22 protein-coding genes are annotated in these 19,456 nt (G+C 69.8%); 11 read left to right on the top strand and 11 right to left on the bottom strand.

What is annotated here, in order from left to right; translation table 11 throughout:
• Positions 1-21 precede the first annotated feature (21 nt).
• Positions 22-579, top strand: coding sequence for a dihydrofolate reductase family protein (locus Vse01_RS21865; protein WP_093411035.1), 558 nt, complete (start codon positions 22-24; stop codon positions 577-579).
• Positions 580-703: 124 nt separating this feature from the next.
• Positions 704-1,348: an alpha/beta fold hydrolase gene (locus tag Vse01_RS21860; RefSeq protein WP_093411038.1), complete on the top strand. Its 645-nt coding sequence runs from the start codon at positions 704-706 to the stop codon at positions 1,346-1,348.
• Between the two features lie 220 nt (positions 1,349-1,568).
• On the opposite strand, the gene Vse01_RS21855 is transcribed toward Vse01_RS21860, so the two are convergent.
• On the bottom strand, positions 1,569-2,612 hold the full coding sequence (locus tag Vse01_RS21855; protein ID WP_232511473.1) for an alpha/beta fold hydrolase: 1,044 nt from the start codon (positions 2,610-2,612) through the stop codon (positions 1,569-1,571).
• Between Vse01_RS21855 and Vse01_RS21850 the strand changes: the two genes are divergently transcribed.
• From Vse01_RS21850 to Vse01_RS21830, 5 genes are read left to right on the top strand one after another with little or no spacing between them, the layout of a single operon-like run.
• Positions 2,589-3,518: a helix-turn-helix transcriptional regulator gene (locus tag Vse01_RS21850; RefSeq protein WP_232511474.1), complete on the top strand. Its 930-nt coding sequence runs from the start codon at positions 2,589-2,591 to the stop codon at positions 3,516-3,518. The genes Vse01_RS21855 and Vse01_RS21850 overlap by 24 nt on opposite strands.
• On the top strand, positions 3,437-4,054 hold the full coding sequence (locus tag Vse01_RS21845; protein ID WP_093411042.1) for an FGGY-family carbohydrate kinase: 618 nt from the start codon (positions 3,437-3,439) through the stop codon (positions 4,052-4,054). The genes Vse01_RS21850 and Vse01_RS21845 overlap by 82 nt, the downstream gene beginning before the upstream one ends.
• 1 nt (position 4,055) lies before the next feature.
• The gene (locus Vse01_RS21840) at positions 4,056-4,829 is read left to right on the top strand and encodes a (Fe-S)-binding protein (RefSeq protein WP_093411044.1); all 774 of its coding nucleotides are present in this window, start codon (positions 4,056-4,058) and stop codon (positions 4,827-4,829) included.
• A 17-nt stretch (positions 4,830-4,846) separates the two neighbouring features.
• On the top strand, positions 4,847-6,256 hold the full coding sequence (locus Vse01_RS21835; RefSeq protein WP_093411110.1) for a lactate utilization protein B: 1,410 nt from the start codon (positions 4,847-4,849) through the stop codon (positions 6,254-6,256).
• Positions 6,253-6,849 carry a LutC/YkgG family protein gene (locus Vse01_RS21830; RefSeq protein ID WP_232511475.1) on the top strand — a complete coding sequence of 199 codons (597 nt, stop codon included), beginning with the start codon at positions 6,253-6,255 and terminating at the stop codon, positions 6,847-6,849. Before Vse01_RS21835 ends, Vse01_RS21830 begins: the two co-directional genes overlap by 4 nt.
• Before the next feature lie 537 nt (positions 6,850-7,386).
• On the opposite strand, the gene Vse01_RS21825 is transcribed toward Vse01_RS21830, so the two are convergent.
• Positions 7,387-8,511, bottom strand: coding sequence for an FAD-dependent oxidoreductase (locus tag Vse01_RS21825; protein ID WP_170863635.1), 1,125 nt, complete (start codon positions 8,509-8,511; stop codon positions 7,387-7,389).
• A 58-nt stretch (positions 8,512-8,569) separates the two neighbouring features.
• On the opposite strand from Vse01_RS21825, the gene Vse01_RS21820 reads away from it, so the two are divergent.
• The 3 genes from Vse01_RS21820 to Vse01_RS21810 all read left to right on the top strand — a co-directional run bounded on the left by Vse01_RS21820 (position 8,570) and on the right by Vse01_RS21810 (position 10,524).
• Positions 8,570-9,175: a TetR/AcrR family transcriptional regulator gene (locus tag Vse01_RS21820; RefSeq protein ID WP_093411112.1), complete on the top strand. Its 606-nt coding sequence runs from the start codon at positions 8,570-8,572 to the stop codon at positions 9,173-9,175.
• Positions 9,176-9,645: 470 nt separating this feature from the next.
• Entirely contained in the window at positions 9,646-9,909 is a 264-nt protein-coding gene (locus tag Vse01_RS21815; protein WP_198413266.1) for an MMPL family transporter, read from the top strand.
• Positions 9,910-10,083: 174 nt separating this feature from the next.
• Positions 10,084-10,524 carry a DUF6223 family protein gene (locus Vse01_RS21810; RefSeq protein WP_232511477.1) on the top strand — a complete coding sequence of 147 codons (441 nt, stop codon included), beginning with the start codon at positions 10,084-10,086 and terminating at the stop codon, positions 10,522-10,524.
• Between the two features lie 189 nt (positions 10,525-10,713).
• On the opposite strand, the gene Vse01_RS21805 is transcribed toward Vse01_RS21810, so the two are convergent.
• The 8 genes from Vse01_RS21805 to Vse01_RS21770 form a co-directional block, all read right to left on the bottom strand.
• Positions 10,714-11,475, bottom strand: a complete 762-nt coding sequence (locus tag Vse01_RS21805) for a S1 family peptidase (RefSeq protein ID WP_170863636.1) — start codon at positions 11,473-11,475, stop codon at positions 10,714-10,716.
• A 152-nt stretch (positions 11,476-11,627) separates the two neighbouring features.
• Positions 11,628-12,029, bottom strand: a complete 402-nt coding sequence (locus Vse01_RS21800) for a hypothetical protein (RefSeq protein ID WP_093411058.1) — start codon at positions 12,027-12,029, stop codon at positions 11,628-11,630.
• A 283-nt stretch (positions 12,030-12,312) separates the two neighbouring features.
• On the bottom strand, positions 12,313-12,507 hold the full coding sequence (locus tag Vse01_RS21795) for a helix-hairpin-helix domain-containing protein (RefSeq protein WP_093411060.1): 195 nt from the start codon (positions 12,505-12,507) through the stop codon (positions 12,313-12,315).
• Between the two features lie 91 nt (positions 12,508-12,598).
• The gene (locus Vse01_RS21790) at positions 12,599-13,621 is read right to left on the bottom strand and encodes a methyltransferase (protein ID WP_093411062.1); all 1,023 of its coding nucleotides are present in this window, start codon (positions 13,619-13,621) and stop codon (positions 12,599-12,601) included.
• Positions 13,618-14,781 carry an aminotransferase class V-fold PLP-dependent enzyme gene (locus Vse01_RS21785; protein WP_170863637.1) on the bottom strand — a complete coding sequence of 388 codons (1,164 nt, stop codon included), beginning with the start codon at positions 14,779-14,781 and terminating at the stop codon, positions 13,618-13,620. The genes Vse01_RS21790 and Vse01_RS21785 overlap by 4 nt, the downstream gene beginning before the upstream one ends.
• Positions 14,778-16,043 carry a tryptophan 2,3-dioxygenase family protein gene (locus Vse01_RS21780; protein ID WP_093411064.1) on the bottom strand — a complete coding sequence of 422 codons (1,266 nt, stop codon included), beginning with the start codon at positions 16,041-16,043 and terminating at the stop codon, positions 14,778-14,780. The genes Vse01_RS21785 and Vse01_RS21780 overlap by 4 nt, the downstream gene beginning before the upstream one ends.
• Positions 16,044-16,129: 86 nt before the next feature.
• Positions 16,130-16,816 carry a tryptophan 2,3-dioxygenase family protein gene (locus tag Vse01_RS21775; protein WP_093411066.1) on the bottom strand — a complete coding sequence of 229 codons (687 nt, stop codon included), beginning with the start codon at positions 16,814-16,816 and terminating at the stop codon, positions 16,130-16,132.
• A gap of 335 nt (positions 16,817-17,151) precedes the next feature.
• Entirely contained in the window at positions 17,152-18,006 is an 855-nt protein-coding gene (locus tag Vse01_RS21770) for a DUF6745 domain-containing protein (RefSeq protein ID WP_093411068.1), read from the bottom strand.
• A 168-nt stretch (positions 18,007-18,174) separates the two neighbouring features.
• Here Vse01_RS21770 and Vse01_RS21765 point away from each other — a divergent pair, with 168 nt between their 5' ends.
• Positions 18,175-18,462, top strand: a complete 288-nt coding sequence (locus tag Vse01_RS21765; RefSeq protein WP_093411070.1) for a DUF2277 domain-containing protein — start codon at positions 18,175-18,177, stop codon at positions 18,460-18,462.
• 99 nt (positions 18,463-18,561) lie between these two features.
• On the opposite strand, the gene Vse01_RS21760 is transcribed toward Vse01_RS21765, so the two are convergent.
• On the bottom strand, positions 18,562-19,449 hold the full coding sequence (locus Vse01_RS21760; RefSeq protein WP_093411072.1) for a LysR family transcriptional regulator: 888 nt from the start codon (positions 19,447-19,449) through the stop codon (positions 18,562-18,564).
• Positions 19,450-19,456 lie beyond the last annotated feature (7 nt).

Here is a 19,456-nt window from a genome sequence, read left to right as displayed (position 1 = left end):
TGGGCGTTAAAGTCGCCTGCCATGGGACTTCTCACCTTCAGCCTCAACGTCACCTTGGATGGTTGTGTCGACCATCAGGAGGGGATCGCCGACGACGAGACGCATGCCCTTTTTACCCGTCTCATGGATGAGGCCGGGGCGATGCTGTGGGGCCGGGTCACCTACGAGATGATGGAGAGCTACTGGCCTGCCGTCGCCCGCGGCGACGTGGAGGCGCCGCCGACCTTGCGTGAGTGGGCGGTCAAGCTGGAGGCCAAACCGAAGTACGTGGTGTCGTCGACGCGCCAGGACTTCCCGTGGACCAACAGCCACCACATCGCCGGCGATCTACGCGAGGGCGTGCAGAAGCTCAAGGACACGACCCCGGCGGGGGTGCTCCTCTGCAGCGGCAAGCTCGCGACCGAGCTCGATCGGCTGGACCTGATCGACGAGTACAAACTGCTCGTCCATCCCAGGATCGCCGGCCACGGTCCGACGCTGTACCAGGGCGGGCTTCCCGGCACGCGTCGGCTCGAGCTGCTCTCGGCGGATTCGCTGCGCAACGGTGCGGTGGCCATGCACTATCGCCGCGCCAGCTGAATCACAGCAGTCCGTCGCCGCCAGCGCGGCGCCATGCTGCCGGGTGAGGTCTTCGGTGGCCGACCTGGTGTGGAGAACCGGGCAGTGCGGCTGGCTGTCGTACCCGTGTGTGAAGCTTCGGGGCATGGCGACTTTCGTTCTGATCCACGGCGGCGGGGGCAGCGCCTGGGACTGGCATCTGCTGGCCCCTGAGCTGTCCGGAGCGGGCCACGACGTGGTGGCGCCGGAGCTGCCGATCGAGGACAGGTCTGCGGGTTTCGCCGAGTTCTGCGAAACGGTCGTCAGCGCGATCGGTGACCGCAGTGACCTTGTGGTCGTCGGGCACTCGTATGGGGCTTTCACGGCTCCACTGATTGCCGACAAGCTGCCGGTGCAGCTGATCGTGCTGCTCACGCCGATGGTCCCGCAGCCGGGTGAGCGGCCCGGGGACTGGTGGGACAACACCGGTTACCGCGGCACGGAAGGGCTCAGCGAGGAGCAGCAGTTCTACAACGGCGTACCGGCCGAGATCGTCGCTGAGGCTGCGGCGCACGGCCGGGACCAGGTCAGCGCGGAGTGGAACGAGCCGTGGCCCCTGGACGCCTGGCCGGCCGTGCCGACGAAGGTGCTCATCGCCCGTGAGGACCGGTTCTTCCCGGCGGATTTCCAACGTCGGGTGGCCGCCGACCGGCTCGGCGTGACTCCGGACGAGATTGACGGTTGTCACGCTTTGGCGCTCAGTCATCCGAGGCAACTCGCCGACCGGCTGACCGCGTACCTGCGGCACTGACGCCTACCTCGGGCGGGCCGGGAGGCTGTGCCGGTGAGCCGACCGGTGTCGCCGAGGAGGTTGAAGGTCCGTGGTGGCGTGAGACGGATCGCTCAGGCAAGGGGCGGCGCATCGTGCGGGTTGGTGGCGTCGGGCCACCAACCCGCAGCGCAGGGGCATGATCAGTGACTACAATCCGCAATCCCTCAGCGGACCGTGAAGCGGATCTCCTGCTGCCGTGCTAGACGGCATCCCGCTGGTCCAGCCACTTGAGAATCGCCTGGTTCGTCTCTTCCGGCTTCTCCTGCTGAATCCAGTGACCGCAATCCAGACTGATCACTTCCACATTCGGCACGAATTCCGTCAGTCTTTCAGACCTCGCGACCGGGTCGCGGTCGCCGTAGATCATGAGGGTGGGCTGTTGGATGATCGGGTTCACGTCGGCGAGCAGACGCCAGTTGCGGTCCAGGTTCCGGTACCAATTCAGACCGCCCGTGAATCCTGTTGATTCGAAGGCGGAGACGAAGACGGCCAGCTCGTCGTCGCTCATGATGGGATCACCGAGTGGGGTTTCCATTCTGGCGAGGTTGATCCACACGTTGCCCGGCTGCGGCTCTGTGACGGGCACGTTCTTCCGGTACAGGTTCCGAAGGAACTGGAACGTGTTCTCCTCGAACACGGCGTCCGCGACGCCCGGCTGTCGGTTGAAGTGGACGAAGTAGAAGTCGCTACCGAGCACGTCCTCCATGAACTCGATCCAGGGCCTGTCCCCGCGCTCGAGGTACGGCAGGCTCAGGTTGATCACCTTGTTGACGCGGCTCGGGTGCAACAGGGTCAGGCCCCAGACGACGGCCGCACCCCAGTCATGACCAACGAAGGTGGCATCGTCGTATCCGTAGTGATCGAGCAGTGCGACGAGGTCGCCCGACAGGTGTGCGATGTCGTAGTCGGTGACGTCGGCCGGGCGGGACGAGTCGCCGTAGCCGCGCTGGTTCGGGACGATGACGTGGTAGCCCGCTGCGGCTAGGGCGGGCATCTGGTGACGCCAGGAGAAGGCGTGCTCCGGCCAGCCGTGACAGAGCACGATGGGGTTTCCCGCGTTCTGCCGGCCGGCTTCGAAGACTTCGAGCTCTACACCGTTGACCGGAACGCGGGTCGGCTCGGGGAATTCGGTTGTCATGCCGGGATCATGCCGACCGATACCGGTCACCTCCTGACCGGTTTTCGTGGAAGTGTTGTCGAGGTGCGAGCCGACCGGTTGATGGCCATCCTCCTGCTGCTGCAACAGCGCGAGCAGGTGACCGCAGCGGAGGTCGCCCGGGAGTTGGAGATCTCCGAGCGCACCGCCCGCCGCGACCTCGACGCGCTGGGTATGGCCGGGGTCCCGGTGTACTCCATCCAGGGTCGAGGCGGCGGCTGGCGACTCGTGGGCGGTGCCCGCACCGACCTGTCCGGATTGACGGCGAGTGAGGCCCGCGCCCTTTTCCTGGTCGCCGGCCCGGCCTCGGCTGCGACGCCGGCCGTGAAAGCGGCGCTGCGCAAGCTCGTCCAGGCCCTGCCGGAACCTTTCCGGGCACAGGCCGAGGCGGCAGCGTCGTCGCTCGTGATGGACCCGCAGCGATGGGGGGCGAGCCGGGGAGAGCCGCGACCGCCCCGTTTCCTCGACGCGCTCCAGGACGCGGTGATCCGCGGGGTTCAGGTCCGGCTCGGCTACGTCGATCGCGAAGGGACCGAAACCGAGCGAACCGTGCACCCGCTGGGCATCGTCGCCAAGGGCCCCTCGTGGTACCTCGTCGCCAACACCGAGGCCGGACGGCGGACCTTCCGGATCGACCGCGTCTCGTCCGCCGACCCGACCTGCGATCCCGTACACCGGCCCGAGGACTTCGACCTCGCCGAGAGTTGGCGCGCGATCGCTGACGAGGTCGACCGCAAACGAACGCCCCTCGAAGCCCGGGCGGTGTGCGCGCCCCGGGGGATAGGCGTGCTCCGGATAGGATTCGGGGGCCGGCTCGAGGTGGGAGGCGCCACGACCGACGGCCGCATCGAGGTCGTGATCCGCGGCAACGACGAACGCACACTCGCCGGCGAGCTTGCCGGGCTGGTCGAATGGATCGAGGTGACCGGCCCTCCGGGTGTGCGCGACCACCTGGCCTCGATCGGCACTACGCTCGTCGAGCGATACGGCTGAGACCGGCAGCCCCGGGGAACCAGGACCTGAGCGACCTGTTGGCCGCCGCCCGCTGCCGAAAACCGGCATTCCGCAGCGTGGTCGACATCGACGCACCGACGTTCCTGCCCCCGGGCGACAGACCGGCCCGGATCACCGAGGCGTGCCGACTCGCCGGGCAGCCGGTACCGCAGTCGCCGGCCGCCGTCGTCCGCTGCGTCCTTGGCAGCCTGGCCCTGGCCCACGCCGGGCGGTGCGTCAGGTGCAGGACCTCTCCGGCCGACAGGTCGACGCGGTGCACATCGTTGGCGGGGGGAGCGCGCAACGCCCTGCTCTGCCAGCTCACCGCGGACGCCTGCGGGTTGCCGGTGCTGGCCGGGCCGGTGGAGGCCACCGCGATCGGCAACCTGCTGGTCCAGGCACGAGCGGCCGGCGTGGTCGGTGGTGACCTTGCTGCGTTGCGGCGGCTGGTGCGGCAGACTCAGCGGATCGTGCGCTACGAGCCGGGCGACGGGTCCGGGACGGCGCGGGCAGCCGAGCGGCGGGTGGGGGTGTGAGGTGCGGATCGCGTTGTTCGTGACGTGCCTGGCGGACACCGTGTTTCCGGCGGCGGCGAAGGCGACGGTGCGGTTGTTGGAGCGGTTGGGGCATGAGGTGGTGTTTCCCGAGGGGCAGACGTGTTGTGGGCAGATGCATGTCAACACCGGCTATCAGGAGCAGGCGGTGCCGTTGGTGCGGCGGCACGTGCGGGTGTTCGATCCGTACGACGTGATCGTGGCGCCGTCGGGGTCGTGTGTGGGGTCGGTGCGGCATCAGCACGCGATGGTGGCGCGGCGGGCCGGTGATGTCCGGTTGGCGTCGCGGGCGGAGTCGGTGGCGGCGCGCACGTTCGAGTTGTCGGAGTTGTTGGTGGACGTGTTGGGGGTTACCGATGTGGGGGCGTTCTTCCCGCATCGGGTGACGTATCACCCGACGTGTCACTCGTTGCGGATGCTGGGCGTGGGGGATCGGCCGGTGCGGCTGTTGCGGGCGGTGCGGGGGTTGGATCTGGTGGAGTTGCCGGCGGCGGAGCAGTGTTGCGGGTTCGGGGGGACGTTCGCGGTGAAGAACGCGGACACGTCGACGGCAATGCTGGCGGACAAGATGCGGCATGTGCTGTCCACTGGCGCTGATGTCTGTGCGGCGGGGGACGCGTCGTGTCTGATGCACATCGGCGGCGGCCTGTCCCGGCTGCGGACCGGGGTGCGCACCGTGCACCTGGCCGAGATCCTGGCCTCGACGGAGCAGGGCGGCACGATGAGCGAGCGGAGCGAGCCGGTGGTGGCGTCGTGACCCGTACCTTCCTCGGCATGCCGGCGACCGCCCCGGCGGGCGTCGGGCACCTGCGGGGTGAGGAGCCTTTCCCGGCTGCGGCTCGGCGGGCGCTGGCGGACGCGCAGTTGCGTCGCAATCTCGGGCACGCGACGGCGACGATCCGGGCGAAGTCGGCTGGTGTGATCGGCGAGGTGCCGGACTGGGAGCGGTTGCGGGCGGCCGGTAGCGCGATCAAGGCCGACGTGCTGGCCCGGTTGCCGGAGCTGTTGGAGCAGCTGGAAGCAGCGGTGACGGCGGCCGGGGGAGTGGTGCACTGGGCCGCCGACGCCAACGAGGCGAACGCGATAGTCGTCGACCTGGTGCGCGCCACCGGCAGTGACCGGGTGATCAAGGTCAAGTCGATGGCGACGCAGGAGATCGGCCTCAACGAGGCCCTTGAAGCGGCCGGGATCGCGCCGGTGGAGACCGATCTGGCCGAGCTGATCGTGCAGCTCGGCGAGGACCGGCCGAGTCACATTCTGGTGCCGGCGATTCACCGTAACCGGGCCGAGATCCGGGAGATCTTCCTGCGAGCGATGCCGGGGGTGGATCCGGAGTTGACCGACGAGCCGGCGGTCCTGGCGGCGGCGGCGCGGCGGTTTCTGCGGCAGACGTTCCTGTCCACGTCGGTGGCGGTGTCCGGGGCAAACTTCGCGGTGGCGGAGACGGGCACTCTGGCGGTGGTGGAGTCAGAGGGCAACGGTCGGATGTGTCTGACCCTGCCGCGCACGTTGATCACGGTGATGGGTGTGGAGAAGGTGGTGCCGACCTGGCGGGACCTGGAGGTGTTCCTGCAACTGCTGCCCCGGGCCTCGACCGGGGAGCGGATGAACCCGTACACCTCGATGTGGACCGGTGTCACCCCGGGCGACGGGCCGCAGGCCTTTCATCTGGTGCTGCTGGACAACGGTCGCAGCGCGGTGCTCGCCGACGAGGTGGGCCGGCAGGCGCTGCACTGCATCCGCTGCTCGGCGTGCCTGAACGTCTGCCCGGTGTACGAGCGCACCGGCGGGCACGCGTACGGGTCGGTGTATCCGGGGCCGATCGGCGCGGTGCTGTCCCCGCAGCTGACCGGGGTGGCCGACAATGCGTCGCTGCCGTACGCGTCGTCGCTCTGCGGGGCCTGCTACGACGCCTGCCCTGTGAAGATCAACATTCCGGAGTTGCTGGTGCACCTGCGCGACCAGGCGCCGCATCCGCGCGGTGAGGCGGCCGTGATGGCCGCCGCCGCGTACGCCATGGACCACCCGGCGCTGTACGCGGCGGCGCAGCGCGCGACGCGGCTGAGCCGGCTGACCGGCCGGCGTGGTCGGGGCCTGCCACCGCCGTTGTCCGGCTGGACCGCCGGCCGTGACCTGCCCGAGGTGCCGGCGCAGACCTTCCGGCAGTGGTGGGCGCAGCGGTGAGTGCCCGGGAGATCATCCTCGCCCGGCTGCGGGCCGCCCTCGACCCCGCGCCGGCCCCGGTAGAGGTGCCACGTGACTACCGGCGCGACGGCGCGGTCGACCTGGATTTGCTGGTGGATCGGCTGATTGACTACCGCGCCCGGGTGCACCGGGTCGCCGAGGCGGCCGTCGCCGACACCATCACCGGCATCCTGCCGACCGGCGCGACCGTCGTCGTACCACCCGCATTGCCACCGGCCTGGTTGCCGGCGACGGTGACCGCCCTGCCCGACGACGACCTCGACACCACCGCGATCGCCGCCGCCGACGGCGTGATCACCGCCGCCGCCGTCGCCATCGCCGACACCGGCACCGTCGTGCTGGACGGCTCACCCGACCAGGGTCGCCGCGTCCTAAGCCTCCTACCCGACCTGCACATCTGCGTGGTCCGCGCTGCCCAGGTCGTCGCCAACGTGCCGCAGGCACTCACCCGGCTCGCCCCGCACCGACCACTGACCTGGATCAGCGGCCCGTCAGCCACCAGCGACATCGAACTCAACCGCGTCGAGGGCGTCCACGGACCCCGCACCCTGCACATCATCCTGCTGCCCTGAGCCCGTCCGGCGTCGGCTGACCACCGGCGACGGCGCCGCCGACCCCAAACGGGGGCGGCGGGGGTATCCGTTAACCACCGGCGATACTGTCCGATGTGGCGGGACGCTGACACCCACCCTGACACGACGCCCGGGCGGCCGGAGGCGGCCAACTAGTTTCCGGTCTTGAGGAGGTGAGCGGTCACCGCGTCGGGGTCGATGAGTTGGTGGAGGTGTCCGCCGGGAACCTCTGCGACGCTCCAGCCCCGGGTGCGTGCCTCTTGCGCCATGCGGTCGTACGGCGGCCGGCGGTCGGGGAACAGCGGCGCGACGGTGTCCTCGTCTCACCAGTTCGTCCATTGCGGCAGTCGGCCTTCCGGCGCGATCGACCGCAGGTAGGTCAGGCGTTCGGGTGACGCGGCAGGCGTGGGCCCGTACCGCGAGGGCAGACTGGCATCGACGAACACGCACCCGACGACCGGACGGTCGGCAGCCGGTACGACATGGCACCAGAAGACCGGCGTTGCTGTGAGCAACCTGCGCCGCACGACCGCAGTGTCAGACCGTCTCGTCGTCGAGAACGCTGCTGACGCCGCGAAGCTGCGCAACGTAAGCCTTACCGACCAGCCTCGGCGGAATGATCCGGGTCAGCATGCGTACCGGTGGGGGAACGGGTTTGTTGGTTCGTTCGCGCACGGCTCGCCGCGAGACCTTGCGCACGCGGCGGGCTCGCAGCATCTCGTAGCGGCGCAGCGTTCGCGGTACGTCGGCGGGGGCGACGCGCAGCGCGCGGCTGAGCAGCCAGGCGTCTTCGAGTGCCTGGTTGGCGCCCTGCGCCTGGGTGGGCGGGAAGGCGTGCGCGGCGTCGCCGAGCAGGGTCGCTGCACCACGACCCCACTGGTCCGGAACCTGATGGGTGACGTGCCGGAACGGCTCCAGGTCCTCTTCGCGGATATTCCCAAGCAGTTGTTCGACGAGCGCGCCGTAACCGGTGAACCGGTTGGCGAGGGCGGCGACGGGCGAGCCCTCCAGCGGCTGGTGGACGTCGAACCACCACATGAGAAGCCCGTCGCCCGAGGGCAGGAGGCCGACCAGACCAGCAGGGCCTACGACACAGACACCCGTGGTGCCGGTGGCCAACTCGGGCAGGACCGACGACAGGCCCTGCCAGGTGGTCCACTCGTTCGCGGTGGCGGGCGTCGGGTCGAGGACCGCGCGGCGCACGGTGGAGCGGTGCCCGTCCGCCCCCACGACGACGTCGGCCTCGTGGCGGTCACCGGTGGCGTCGATCGCGGTCACACCGTCGGGGCGGACCTCGACGTCAACGACCTTTCGGGAGAACTCCACCGACACCCCCTGCGCGAGGTGCTCGATCAGGGCGTACCGCGGTACCGAGGTCACCGGGAAGCCGGTGCGCTGGGCGAGGACCGTCAGGTCGGCGCTGACTATGGTGCGGCCGTCGGCGGTGCCGAACCGCAGCGTGTCGAGCCGGCCGCCGAAGCCGTCGAGTGGCGCGCCGAGCCCGGCCAGCGCCGCCGCGCCGTTGCTGAAGATGGTGACCGCCGCGCCCCCCGTCCGCAGCTGCGGGGCCTGTTCGAAGACGCGTACGCGATGCCCCGAGGTCGCGAGCCCGCGGGCGAGGGCGAGCCCGCCGACGCCGGCCCCGGCGATCAAGATGTGCACAGAACCCTCCCCGTTCACTACGACCGTTGTACTACGGATGCTGTCATATGATGGTCGGGTGCCGCCACCGAACGAACGACGCCGGGCGCAGCTCGCGGACGCCGCCATCGCTCTGCTCGTGGAGTCGGGCATCCACGGCGTCACACACCGGGCCGTCGACCGGCGGGCCGGGCTGCCAGCCGGAACCGCGTCGAACTACTTCCGGAGCCGGGAGGCTCTGCTGGTGGCGACCGCCCGCCGGATCGTCGAGCAGCATCAGGCCGACATGGCCGAGGCGAGCCGACCCGACGCTGCGGCCGTACCGGGCAAGGGAGACAGCGTCGAGCTCGCCATCGACCTGATCTCGGGCTCGCTGATGCTGGCCGCGGGCCCGCACCGCGCGCGGTACCTGGCCGTCTTCGAGCTACGCCTGGAGAGCCTGCGGCAACCGGCGCTCGCTGCGGTGATCGACGAATTGACGGCGGAGATGGCGGCATTCACGGGCGGGTATCACGCCGAGCTCGGACTGCGGATTCCCCCGGCTGCGATCCCGCCGATGCTCGTGATGTACGCAGGCGCGCTCTTCGCGTTGGTCACCGGGCCCGCGGAGGCCGTGACACCGGCGGCCGTACGACCGCTCGCGGCCGCGATTGTGCGAGGCGGAATCGCGGCGGCACAGGCGTAACCGTGCCGCGGAGGCCACCGCCGGGGTGGCCGTAACGCAGTGTCTGCACTACGCCTCGGGCCGCGTCTGTTTCCGCGTCTGGTTGGCGCGGCGCCGTGCGGTCTCCTAGCGGTGCGCTCGGCTTCGTCCGCCCACCGCTCGGCCTGCCGCAGCCGAATCCTGGACCGTCGGTGACTCATGCGCGCCTCTTCTCCGGACGTCGCCCGGGCGGCTCCTGCCCGCGGATGACCGGCCGCCTACCGCGCCGGCGGTACTTGCGCGGCGCCTGCCGCGTCTGCGGCAGCCGGTTACGTCGTCGGCCGCAGCGCGAAGTGCATCCATCTGCGGGACGACCAGCGGTGCGTCCGGCGACATGATCGGGCGGCACCCAGCCATCGAGGAGAAGATGATGACAACCGAAGCTTCCCCGTACGGACGGAGCTCTGGCGCGGCCGGCCCGCTTCTGTCACCGACGTCGCCGCCTGGTCCTGTTGGCCTGGACCGTCGGCGTGATCGCCGTGGGGTTCATCGGCTTCGGCTTCACCACCTCCCTGCTCGGCCCCGACGTCGCGGTCAAGCAGGGCGGGCTCGGCATGGCCGTTGCCGTGCTCATCGACGCCACCATCGTGCGGATGGTGCTCGTCCCCGCGGTGATTGAGCTGTGCGGCAAAGCCAACTGGTGGATGCCCGGACGGCGGGCACCGAAGCCGACCCTGCCCGTGCCGACCAGGCTCGCGGACGAGGCCAGCGTCTGACCCTTTCCAACACCTACAGCGCCGCGCAGCCGTACGCCACATGCGGCGGCACGAACTCTCGCCGCCGCGCGACGACCGGGCGGTGCGACCTGAAGACATCGCACTTGCTGAACGAGCCGCACGAGAAGGAGAAGGCACATGGGTTCATCGAGAGTCTCGATGCCAGTCCGACGGATGCTTACGGTGACCGCAGCCGTCCTGGTCGGAGGCATCACCCTCGCCGTACTGCTCGGAGCGACCGGGCTCGGCGGACCGGCGGCCGCCGACGGACCGGGAGCCGCCATCGACGCCTACGAACTGACCACCGGGCGATTCGTGTCCCTCGTGGGCGCGCTTGCGGCGCTGGCCGGCGTGGTCATCGGCGGACTGGCTCTGAGCCGCCCCAGCAGTCGCATCGGCACCCGCCGCGGGCGGCTCGGAGCCACAATCGCGCTGATGGCAGGGCTGGTCGGCATGGCCCTCGGCGGATATGTGGTGGCCGCCGCCAAGGGTGGTCCCGGCACCGGCTACGGAATAGTCGGTGGCGTCATGGCCCTGGTGATGGGGCTGATCGCCGTGGCCCTCGGCGGACTGGCCCTGGCCCGCTACCGCCGCACCGGCCGGCTGAGCAGCTGACCGGGCGTGCTGAGGAGTCCCCCTGCTCGTATCAGACGGGCAGGGGGACGCCGGCAACAGCGACAACCAGCGTTGTACTCGCCGAGACCAGTTCACCGGACAAGGCCGTAGCCCGCGACCGTCGTCGGGTTCGAGGCGATCCAGCAGAGGATTGCCGTGTCCGGTTGGGCTACCACTGCCGGGTGGTGATCAGCTGGAGCTTGTGAGCAGTTGGTCGGCGGCGCGCTGGATGCTCTGGCTGAAGTAGGCGACGTCGGTGTAGTTGGGGGTCGGCTCCTCGCCGATGTCCCAGTCACAGTCCGAACCGGCGCTCACGATGCCGACCTGCTCCCAGACGCCGTGGGGAAGCCGGTGCAGGGCTGGCCCGCCGGAATCGCCGGGGCAGTGGCTCTTCTGGTCCACCGACTTCGCGCAGATCGTCGACCTCGGGTACTCGGGGTGCTCATCCCACCACGGGTCGTCGAAGCACTGCTCGTCCGGCAGGAACGGCAGCTTCACCTTGTGGAGGAAGCGTTCCTGGGGGCCGCCTGACTTCTTCGTACCCCAGCCGGTCACGGTAAGCGTCCGTAGCTGTCGGGGCTCAGTGGCCAGCCGCAGGATGGGCAGGTCGAGCGGCCGTTCCAGCTTGATCACCGCCCAGTCCGGTCCATCCCACCACTCGGTTCCGCCGATGTGAGCGGTGGATCTGGTCATCGTCCGGCGTGGGTTCTTGAGGTCGACGGTGCCGGAGACGACCGTCAGGCTGTCGGCTGGCTGCTCATCGACGCAATGCTGGGCGGTGAGCACCAGCTGCGGGTGAATAAGGGTCCCGCCGCAACCCACCGGCAGAAGCCGGACCATCCACGGGAACTCACCGGGCGCGGCCCGTTCACCGCCGCTGATTGCCGCGGCCGGAGCCGCCGTTACCAGCACGGCGGCCGATGCCACCACGGCGATCAGGAGTCGTTTCAAGCGCATCTGACACCCTTCGATGGACTACCGGTACGGAGGTAGAACGGCGCCAGCGGGCGTTTTTGTTGCAACCCGAGGGAGATCCGACGGCCGGCACCACCCCTGTACGCCGTGCGGAGCGTCGCGGCGGTGGGTCTGTGGTGTTCGGGGGTTCAGTCGGACGGGGTTGTTTCGGGTACTTGAAGGGCCCGTCCGCACACTGCCACCCAGTTGGCTTCGACGGCGACGTGGTCGACGGTGTTGGCCAGGTATCTGATGGGAGTGTTGGGCTTGAGCGGCAGCAGCGCGTCGAGGATGTCCATGTAGAGCGACTCCCGCAGGATCTCGGCGAGCAGTCCTGGCAGTCTCGTGGGTATGTCGGACAGCGGTGGGCAGCCGGCAGCGACGAGAGCCTCGATCTCGGGCCAGTCGTCGCTGCCGTTACGGACATCGGCCAGTCCGTCGTTGAAGAAGGTGTCGTAGACCGGTTGGAACACCGTGACGAGGTGCTGGATCGGCACGTGCAGGCAGTACGGTGCCACCGACCAGCCTGGAACATCCTGGCCGAACTGCATCGGCCCTCGGCGGACGAGCTCACCGGCTGCGACGGGAGTATCGGCAACAAGGGCGAACACGGCAGCCAGTATGCCTCCCTCGGTGCGGGATGCCCTACCCGCTTATGAGAAGGCCAAAAGTGGCATCGGGCTGTGCCGGATGCTGCTGAACGCATCCTCGTGCAGGTCGAGGAGGATGCGAGGCTCGTGCGCCGCGACGCTGATTACCGGACGGGTCTCCGCAGTCACTGAGCGCCAACGTCGCCGGTCGCGTAGGTAAAGGTGCCGCTGAGTCGGGCCAGCGTCAGCTCAGCCTCAGATTGTGCTGTTCGAGGGCGGCCTCGATGGTGTCCAGTGCTTTGGGTCCCATGCCGTGCAATCTGGCCAGGTCTGCGCGCGGCACACCTGCGAGCTGGCGTAGGGCGGTGTAGCCGGCGGCGTTCAGCGCCCGCGTCGCGGGTGCGCTGATCTTCGGCAAGGTGTCAAGGGACGAATCCATCGCTCGATGCTAGACCGCCGACACCCGATGGAGATCTGTGACGCTCTCCTTGAGTGAAAGATCAGGTGGGGAAGGGCCAGATGGGACAGGATCATCGGGTCGGTTTGTACGCGATGACGAGCTCCCAGGTGCCGGGCAGCACCGCCACGTGGTGGAAGCCGGTCTCCGTGAGCAGGGTGGTGTAGAAGTCCACCTCGCGTAGGCGGCTGACGCTGCTGTCGACGCCGATCAGGAAGTAGCTCCAGAAGAACTGCATGGCGAGCCGGTCGGGGGTGCGGAACTCCTCGCAGATCAGGACCAGCCCGCCGGGCTGCAACGCCGCGTACGCCTGGCGGACCAGGTCGCGGGCGACCGCGTTTGGCCAGTCGTGCAGAACCCGGACGAAGGACAGCGCGTCGTAGCCACGCGGTAGGGGTTCGGCGAAGAAGTCGCCGCCGACGAAGCCGAGCCGATCCGGGTGACCTCGGTCGTCGCGGGTGGCCGCCACCAGTGGTTCCACCGCCGGCAGGTTGTACACGTCGGCCCGCAGGTTCGGCGCGCAGTCGAGGATGTGCGCGGCGAGCGTCCCGTCACCGCCGCCGACGTCGAGCAAGCGGTGCCGGTCCGACCAGAGTCGAGGTGAGTGCCGGCGTACCGTCTCGATCGCCGGTCCCAGCCCGAGGGCCATGCTGCGTTCGAACTCCGCGGTCTGCTCGGCGGTCTTCGGCGGCCAGGCGAAGCCGTCGTCGATGCTGACCTCGCCGCGTAGGCTCTCGGCCAGCCGTCCGTGCAGCTGCCGCCACGGGTAGCGGTCCCGGTCCCGTTCGGTGGCGCCCGGCCCGACGACCGCGTCTACCGCGTCGCGTAGCCCTGGCACGGCTCGGTAGCTGGTCGCGCCGATGTCGTCGCCGGGCTCGTCGCGGATGACGAAGCCGAGGCTCTCGATGCAGTCGAGGAATTTGTACAGCCGCAGCGGGAGCACCCCGAGCTGGGTGGCCAGCGCGTCGAGGCGGACCGGTCCGGCCTCCAGCGTGTCGAGCAGCCCCAGGTCGAGTGCCGTGTGCAGGACGTCCATGGCCTTGGGGCCGTTGACGAGCAGGCTCATCAACGCCCGGGGCGAGAGGGTGACGGTCACCGGTGCAGCTCCTCTTCCAGTGCATCCATGAACAGGTCGATTTCGTCGAGGGTGTTGTAGACGTGCGGGCCGACCCGCAGATAGCCGCGCCAGCTGCAGATCACGTCACGGGCGGCCAGTCGCCGCTTGACGGCCTCGCCGTCGGGGATGTCCAGGCACACCACCCCGCCTCGCCGGGCGATGCTGGTTGGGCTGACCACGACGATGCCGGCGGCGTCGACCCGGTCCAGCAGCCGTTGGGTGAGCGCCAGCGAATGCCGCCGGATGGCGTCGATACCGACACCGAGCAGCAGGTCCAGACCGATCTGGGAGATCAGGGAGGTGGGCGGGTAGGGGGTGCCGCCGGCGAAGCGACGGATACCGGTCGCCCAGCCCGGTGACGGTCGGAAGGTCAGCGCGCGGTCGCCGGCCTGCCAGCCGGTGGCGGCCGGAGTCAGCAGTGGAACCAGGTCCGGCCGGACGTAGAGGAATCCGGTGCCGACACCGCAGAGCCACTTGTGGGAACCGCCGATGACCACGTCGACGCCGAGCGCGGTGACGTCCAACGGCACCACCCCGACGCTCTGGAAGGCGTCCACCACCACCAGCGCGCCGACCCGGTGGGCGCGGGCCACCAGGCGGGACAGGTCCATAGTGGCGCCGGAGGTGAAGCTGGCGTGCGGCACGCACACCAGCTGTGTCCGCTCGTCGATCCGGGCCTCCAGCGCGTCCTGGTCCAGGTGGGGACCGCCGGTGCCGACCACGTCGAGCTGCGCGCCATATCGGGCGTACGCCCGGAAGATGAACGGCACCGTCGGATAGTCGAGATCCGTGATGACGACGCGGTTGCGCGGCGGATGGTAGTCGAAACAGGACGCCACCCGGGCCAGGAAGGTGCTCAGATTCGCATCGGTGATCACGCTGCCCGGCGGCGCGCCGATCAGCGCGGCCACCGAGTCGGCGTACCGGTCGAGGCCGACGTGCCAGTCCTGCCAGACGTCGTCGCGCCAGGTGCGCAGCGTCTCCCAGTAGTCGTGCAGCACCCGCTCACCGCCCCGGGGTACCGCGCCGGTGGAGTTGCTGTTCAGGTAGACGCAGGTGTCCACCAGCGGGAACTCGGCGCGCAGAGCGGCGTGTGTGCCGGCGTCGAGGCATCGGGGGCTGTGCTCGGGCTGGCTCATGCGCAGCGCCTTCCAGTCGGGTCGGCCGCCGGCGGTTCGGTGGTCATGGGGGTGAAGACCGGTGCGGCGCTGTTCGCGGCGAGGTACGGCGTGCCCTCGGTGTAGCCGGTGCCGGTCTGGGCGCCGAGCATCCACACCGCCACGCGGAGATGGGTCCGGCGCCACTGCGTCAGGGCACCGGCGAACGCGGCCATCCGCCGCGCCACCAGGGCGCCGTCGGCGCCGGTGAGCCGGCCCTCAGACACCGCCGAGCGGTACGCCTGGTCAACCGTCGGCTGGCCGACGCGTACCCGGGCCTGTATCTCCGGCACCGACTGGTAGGCCACCGAGTCCAGCCGATCCGCCTGCGGGGTGCGACACAGCGATTCGATGAGCTTGTACGAGCGGGACTGGATCGCGCTGGCACCCTCGGTGTACTGCCGGAAGGTACGGAACGACTCGGGCTGCATGGTGGCCAGGAGGGAGAAGAGTGGAGCCGCGGCGCGCAGCAGGTCGCCTGCGTACCCGAGCCGGTCGGCGGCGGCGCCCGGTGTGTGTCCGGCCAATGCGGCGACCGCCGCGCGAAGTTCGTCGGCGACCCCGGCGAAGAGGCACTCGTAACCCTGGAGTACCCGGATGAACAGGTACTCGTCGTGCGTCACGTGAACCGGCAACATGGTCAGCCGCAGCAGCGGATCCCCGGGGAACGCCAGGTCCCGGGCGATGGCGTGCAGGTTGGCCGCGGTCGTGGTCGGGGCGTCGCTCCCGATCGCCTCGGTCATGCCGAGACGGGCCAGCGCGGGTGCGGCGGCTCGGACACCGAGTCGGCAGCGTTTGACGACCACCGCTGGCCCGGGTCTCTGCAACGGAAGTAGCCCGGTCGTGCGCGCGTCGGCGGCCAACTCGAACGCCAGTGCGTCGGCGACCAGGCGGACGAGGAGCCGATCCCGGCTCTGCCGCCGGGCAGCGGCCTGCGCGCCCGGGGTCGGATCGTTTGTTCCGCAGGGCAGCCGGAGCAGCCGTAGGGCGAGGTAGCTGCGGTAGTCGTAGCGGCCGTCCCACTTGTCGAGTGCGACGTCCAGGAAGGCGGTCAGCTGACGGGCCGCGGCGTCGCCGGCGCCGGAGACCGGTCGGGTCACCGCCTGCCGGGCGCTGTCGAGCAGGGCGAGGAAGCTCTTTTCCGCGAAATGTTTGCCGCTGCGGTGAAACTCCTTCAGCACTGGGGAGTAGGGAAAGCGGCGCGGTTCGGTCGGGCGCGACAACCAGTGAATCAATGGACGCACGTGCCACCCCTCGAAGTTGACGAGACGAACCTCACTGACGGCCGCCGGAAATGCCGGCGATCGCAGCTGCGTATGGTTCAGCCGGGCTATTCGTCAGTGGTGGGGCGCAGTCGCGCCTGCCACAACTCGGGAAAGAATCGGTGTCCGGCGAGTTTTGCCAGCATGTTCGCTGGGCTGCCGGGGTCACCGGCCGGGGGATGGCCGCCAATTCGCAGGGCCACCTGGTAGTGGCGGACCCGCCACACCGACACCCGTTCATCCCATTCCACCATCGCCTCGGCGAGCCGGTGCAGCGGATCCGACGGATCCGCCGGGCACAGGTCGGCCACCTCGACACCGTGGGCGGCAAGCTGCTCGCCGAACGCGCGGCCGAGCTGCCGGCTGGCGCCCTGGACCTGCCGCCAACCGGGTGACTCCGCACCAGAACCGTTGCCGAGGGCGGGCTGCATCGCCTGAAAGTCCACGGGGGACAGATATCGCAGCATCTCCAGTTGGTCGGTGATCAAGCGGACCGCGAGCGTCGCCCGGGCCAGCAGCGCCTCCGCGGCAGGTAGCTGACCGGCAGCCACCTGGGTGGTCGCCTCCGCCAGCTCCGCCGCAGCCAGTTTCAGCCACAACTCGGTCGACTGATGCACCACCTGAAAAAGCAGCTCGTCGCGATGTATGACCTCGTCCGGCGTACGTTGGAGACCGAGCAAAGTATCTGTCCGCATGTAGCGTGCATAGTCCGTAGCGCCGTGACCTGGCAGAACAGGTGAATGGTCGTGCTTCACGGAATAGGCCCTCCGTTTGGCGCTGACGCCGGATCAAAAAATGCGCTGGCGGACATCATTCCAACGACGGACACCGATGCGCTACCCCTTGGTCTCGATGAATCTGGAAACGTGTCGAGGAGCTTGCCGGTTTCCCGCGTGTCTTCCGCATATTTGGGCAGGCCACTGCGGACAGCGTGAGGTCATCGCCGTCGCCCGTCGGCAGCGGGCCCGAGCGGCTTGGCGGGCGGGGACCGACTTGTCCTTTCCGGCCCTTCCGCGTTTCGACGTCGTTGGCTGCCGAAACGGCCGCCCGCCAAGCCTCTCTCGTCCTCGTGTCGGTGTTCAGCCGTCGGTCAGCACGGCGGTGGTCGCCAGCCGTCGCGGTACCCGACCCCGTCCGGTCGTAGCCGGACCTCGTCGTACCACGAGCCGGGTACGGGTTCGGTGCGGATCACCGCCGGCCGCTCCACCACGACGCAGACGTCCAGGCCGGGCCACCACCAGCCGCCGGATCGCGCCAGGTCGGTCCAGGTCCGCAGCTGGTCGCTCGCCTCGGCGGTGTACGCGGCCAGTCCGAGCCGGTGCAGGGCGTCGTAGTAGCCGACCCAGAATGCGTCCTGCTGGCCGTACCAGCAGACCGGCGTCTGTCGGTCGCCACCGGGCAGCCCTGCGCGGACCGGTTGCGTGAAGCCGGGGATCAGGCTGCGGTGCAGGGCGTTGCGGACGCCTCGGTGCAGCATGACGCCGAGTGGCACCTGCCGGTCGAGAGCATCCTTCGGTGGCAGGTCCGGCCAAGGTTCGCGGGTCCTGCCTCGGCGAACGGGAGACAGTTCGGGGTCGGTGTGCTGGACCCCGTCGCCGAGCGCGGCCCTCAGCCGGGACGCCACGGTGGCTATGTCGCTGGCCGGGGGCGGTGGGCCGGCCGGGGCGGGGTCACGGACCCGTTGGAGGAGCTGGCCGAGGGTGGGCAGTTGCCGGATCAGTGGCAGGGCCGCGGCGGGGGAGTCCACCCAGACGAACCGGGGCTGGTGGCGGCCGGCTCGGGCGTAGATCGCCGTGAGGCACCGTTGCGTGGTGGGTCGGTCGGCGGGTTCGGTGGAGAGGGCGTACCCCAGCCACTCCTGCCGGATCACTTCGGCCTGCCGCCACAGATCGCGGGGGGCCGGGGAGAGGGACGCGGCATCGTCGTGCCGCGTGGGCGCGGTCAACGCGCCAGGGCGTGTCCGCCCTTCCGGTTGGAGATCATCGCTAGATGATGGCCGGTCTTGCCACGATGCGCAACTGCTCTGAGTGGCCCCGGGGAGACCTCAGGGTGGGCTCGCGTGGTGACCAGCTCGGCATGCTGGCCGGGCGGTTGTGCGTGGCATGGTGGAGGCATGTGCAGGAACATACGCGTGCTCCACAACTTCGAACCGCCGGTCAGCGACGATGAGATCGAGGCCGCCGCCCTTCAGTACGTGCGCAAGGTCAGCGGCACGACCCGGCCCTCAGCGGCCAACGAGGAGGCGTTCGGCGAGGCGGTCCGCGCTGTCACGGCGGCCACCCGAACCCTGCTGGACAGCCTCGTGACGAAGGCGCCTCCCCGTGACCGCGAAGCGGAGGCGGCCAAGGCCAAGGCGCGCGCGGCCGAAAGGTACGGGCCTCGAACGATCACCTCGGGCTGACCCGACCCGCCGGCCACGCGTTGGTCGGCCCGTTTCTGCTCGAACGGCATTCGCGAAAGGCGACGGTGGCCGCTGGGGCGAAGCCCGACACCCCGGCGGTCAGTCACCTGCTCTCAGCGCGCTGAGCACGGCCGTCACCTCGGGTCGTGACGCAGCCGGTCGCCGGACCGCGGTCGTGATGCGCCGGGTCAGCGGCGGGTTCAGCGGCCGGGTCACCACCCGGTACCGCGGGTCAACCGCCAGCTTGGGCAGCATGGTGATCGAACGACCGCTCTCCACGTGCTGGAGCGCCAGCATGTAGTTGTTGAACCGGCAGATCACCACGGGCTCGAAGCCGGCCTCCCGGCACAGCCGGGTGGACAGCTCGGACATGTACGAGCCGGCGACGTCGAACGTCCAGCGCTGCTGCGCGCACGCCTCCAGGGCGACCGACTCGGCGCTGGTCAGCGAGTGCTCCGGGGGCAGCACGAGCACGATCGGATCGGTGGCGAGCGGCACCAGGTCGATCTCCGGCGAGAGTTCGGCGCCGGTGAAGTCGGCCGTCGTGATGATGAGGTCGACGTCCCCCCGACGCAGCGCCGGCATGCTCTCGTGCGGCTCCAGTTCCAGCAACACCACGCTCACGTCCGGGTGCCGGGCCGCGAGCCGGGCCAGCGCCGGTTCGGCGAGGGCTTGCACGGCACTCTGGAACGCGGCCACGGTGACCGTGCCGGCCGGTTCGTCGGCGAGGCGGCGCAGCTCTGCCTCGGCCTCGTCCATGGCGGCGAGGATCTCCCGAGCCCGGCCGGCGAGCAGTAGTCCGGCTGCGGTGAGCCGCACCCGCCGCCCGGTGCGTTCCAGCAGCGCGGTCCGGGTCTCCCGTTCCAGCGTGGCCAGCTGCTGGGACACCGCCGACGGGCTCAGGTTGCCGCGCTGCGCGACAGCCCGGACGGTGCCGTAGGTTGCCAGGTCGGCGAGCAGGCGCAGCCGCCACGGATTCAGCGTCATGCCCCCC

The sequence above is a fragment of the Micromonospora sediminimaris genome (genome assembly GCF_016863575.1).
Lineage (GTDB): Bacteria > Actinomycetota > Actinomycetes > Mycobacteriales > Micromonosporaceae > Micromonospora > Micromonospora sediminimaris.
This window is presented reverse-complemented; position numbering and strand designations above follow the sequence as displayed.

What these genes read in the sequence shown, in the direction of transcription:
- Vse01_RS21865 (WP_093411035.1), top strand. Translation starts at nt 22, where the DNA reads ATGGGACTTCTCACCTTCAGCCTCAACGTCACCTTGGATGGTTGTGTC.
- Vse01_RS21860 (WP_093411038.1), top strand. Translation starts at nt 704, where the DNA reads ATGGCGACTTTCGTTCTGATCCACGGCGGCGGGGGCAGCGCCTGGGAC.
- Vse01_RS21850 (WP_232511474.1), top strand. Translation starts at nt 2,589, where the DNA reads ATGGCCATCCTCCTGCTGCTGCAACAGCGCGAGCAGGTGACCGCAGCG.
- Vse01_RS21845 (WP_093411042.1), top strand. Translation starts at nt 3,437, where the DNA reads ATGGATCGAGGTGACCGGCCCTCCGGGTGTGCGCGACCACCTGGCCTC.
- Vse01_RS21835 (WP_093411110.1), top strand. Translation starts at nt 4,847, where the DNA reads ATGCCGGCGACCGCCCCGGCGGGCGTCGGGCACCTGCGGGGTGAGGAG.
- Vse01_RS21810 (WP_232511477.1), top strand. Translation starts at nt 10,084, where the DNA reads ATGCTTACGGTGACCGCAGCCGTCCTGGTCGGAGGCATCACCCTCGCC.
- Vse01_RS21800 (WP_093411058.1), bottom strand. Translation starts at nt 12,029, where the DNA reads ATGCAGTTCGGCCAGGATGTTCCAGGCTGGTCGGTGGCACCGTACTGC.
- Vse01_RS21795 (WP_093411060.1), bottom strand. Translation starts at nt 12,507, where the DNA reads ATGGATTCGTCCCTTGACACCTTGCCGAAGATCAGCGCACCCGCGACG.
- Vse01_RS21785 (WP_170863637.1), bottom strand. Translation starts at nt 14,781, where the DNA reads ATGAGCCAGCCCGAGCACAGCCCCCGATGCCTCGACGCCGGCACACAC.
- Vse01_RS21765 (WP_093411070.1), top strand. Translation starts at nt 18,175, where the DNA reads ATGTGCAGGAACATACGCGTGCTCCACAACTTCGAACCGCCGGTCAGC.
- Vse01_RS21760 (WP_093411072.1), bottom strand. Translation starts at nt 19,449, where the DNA reads ATGACGCTGAATCCGTGGCGGCTGCGCCTGCTCGCCGACCTGGCAACC.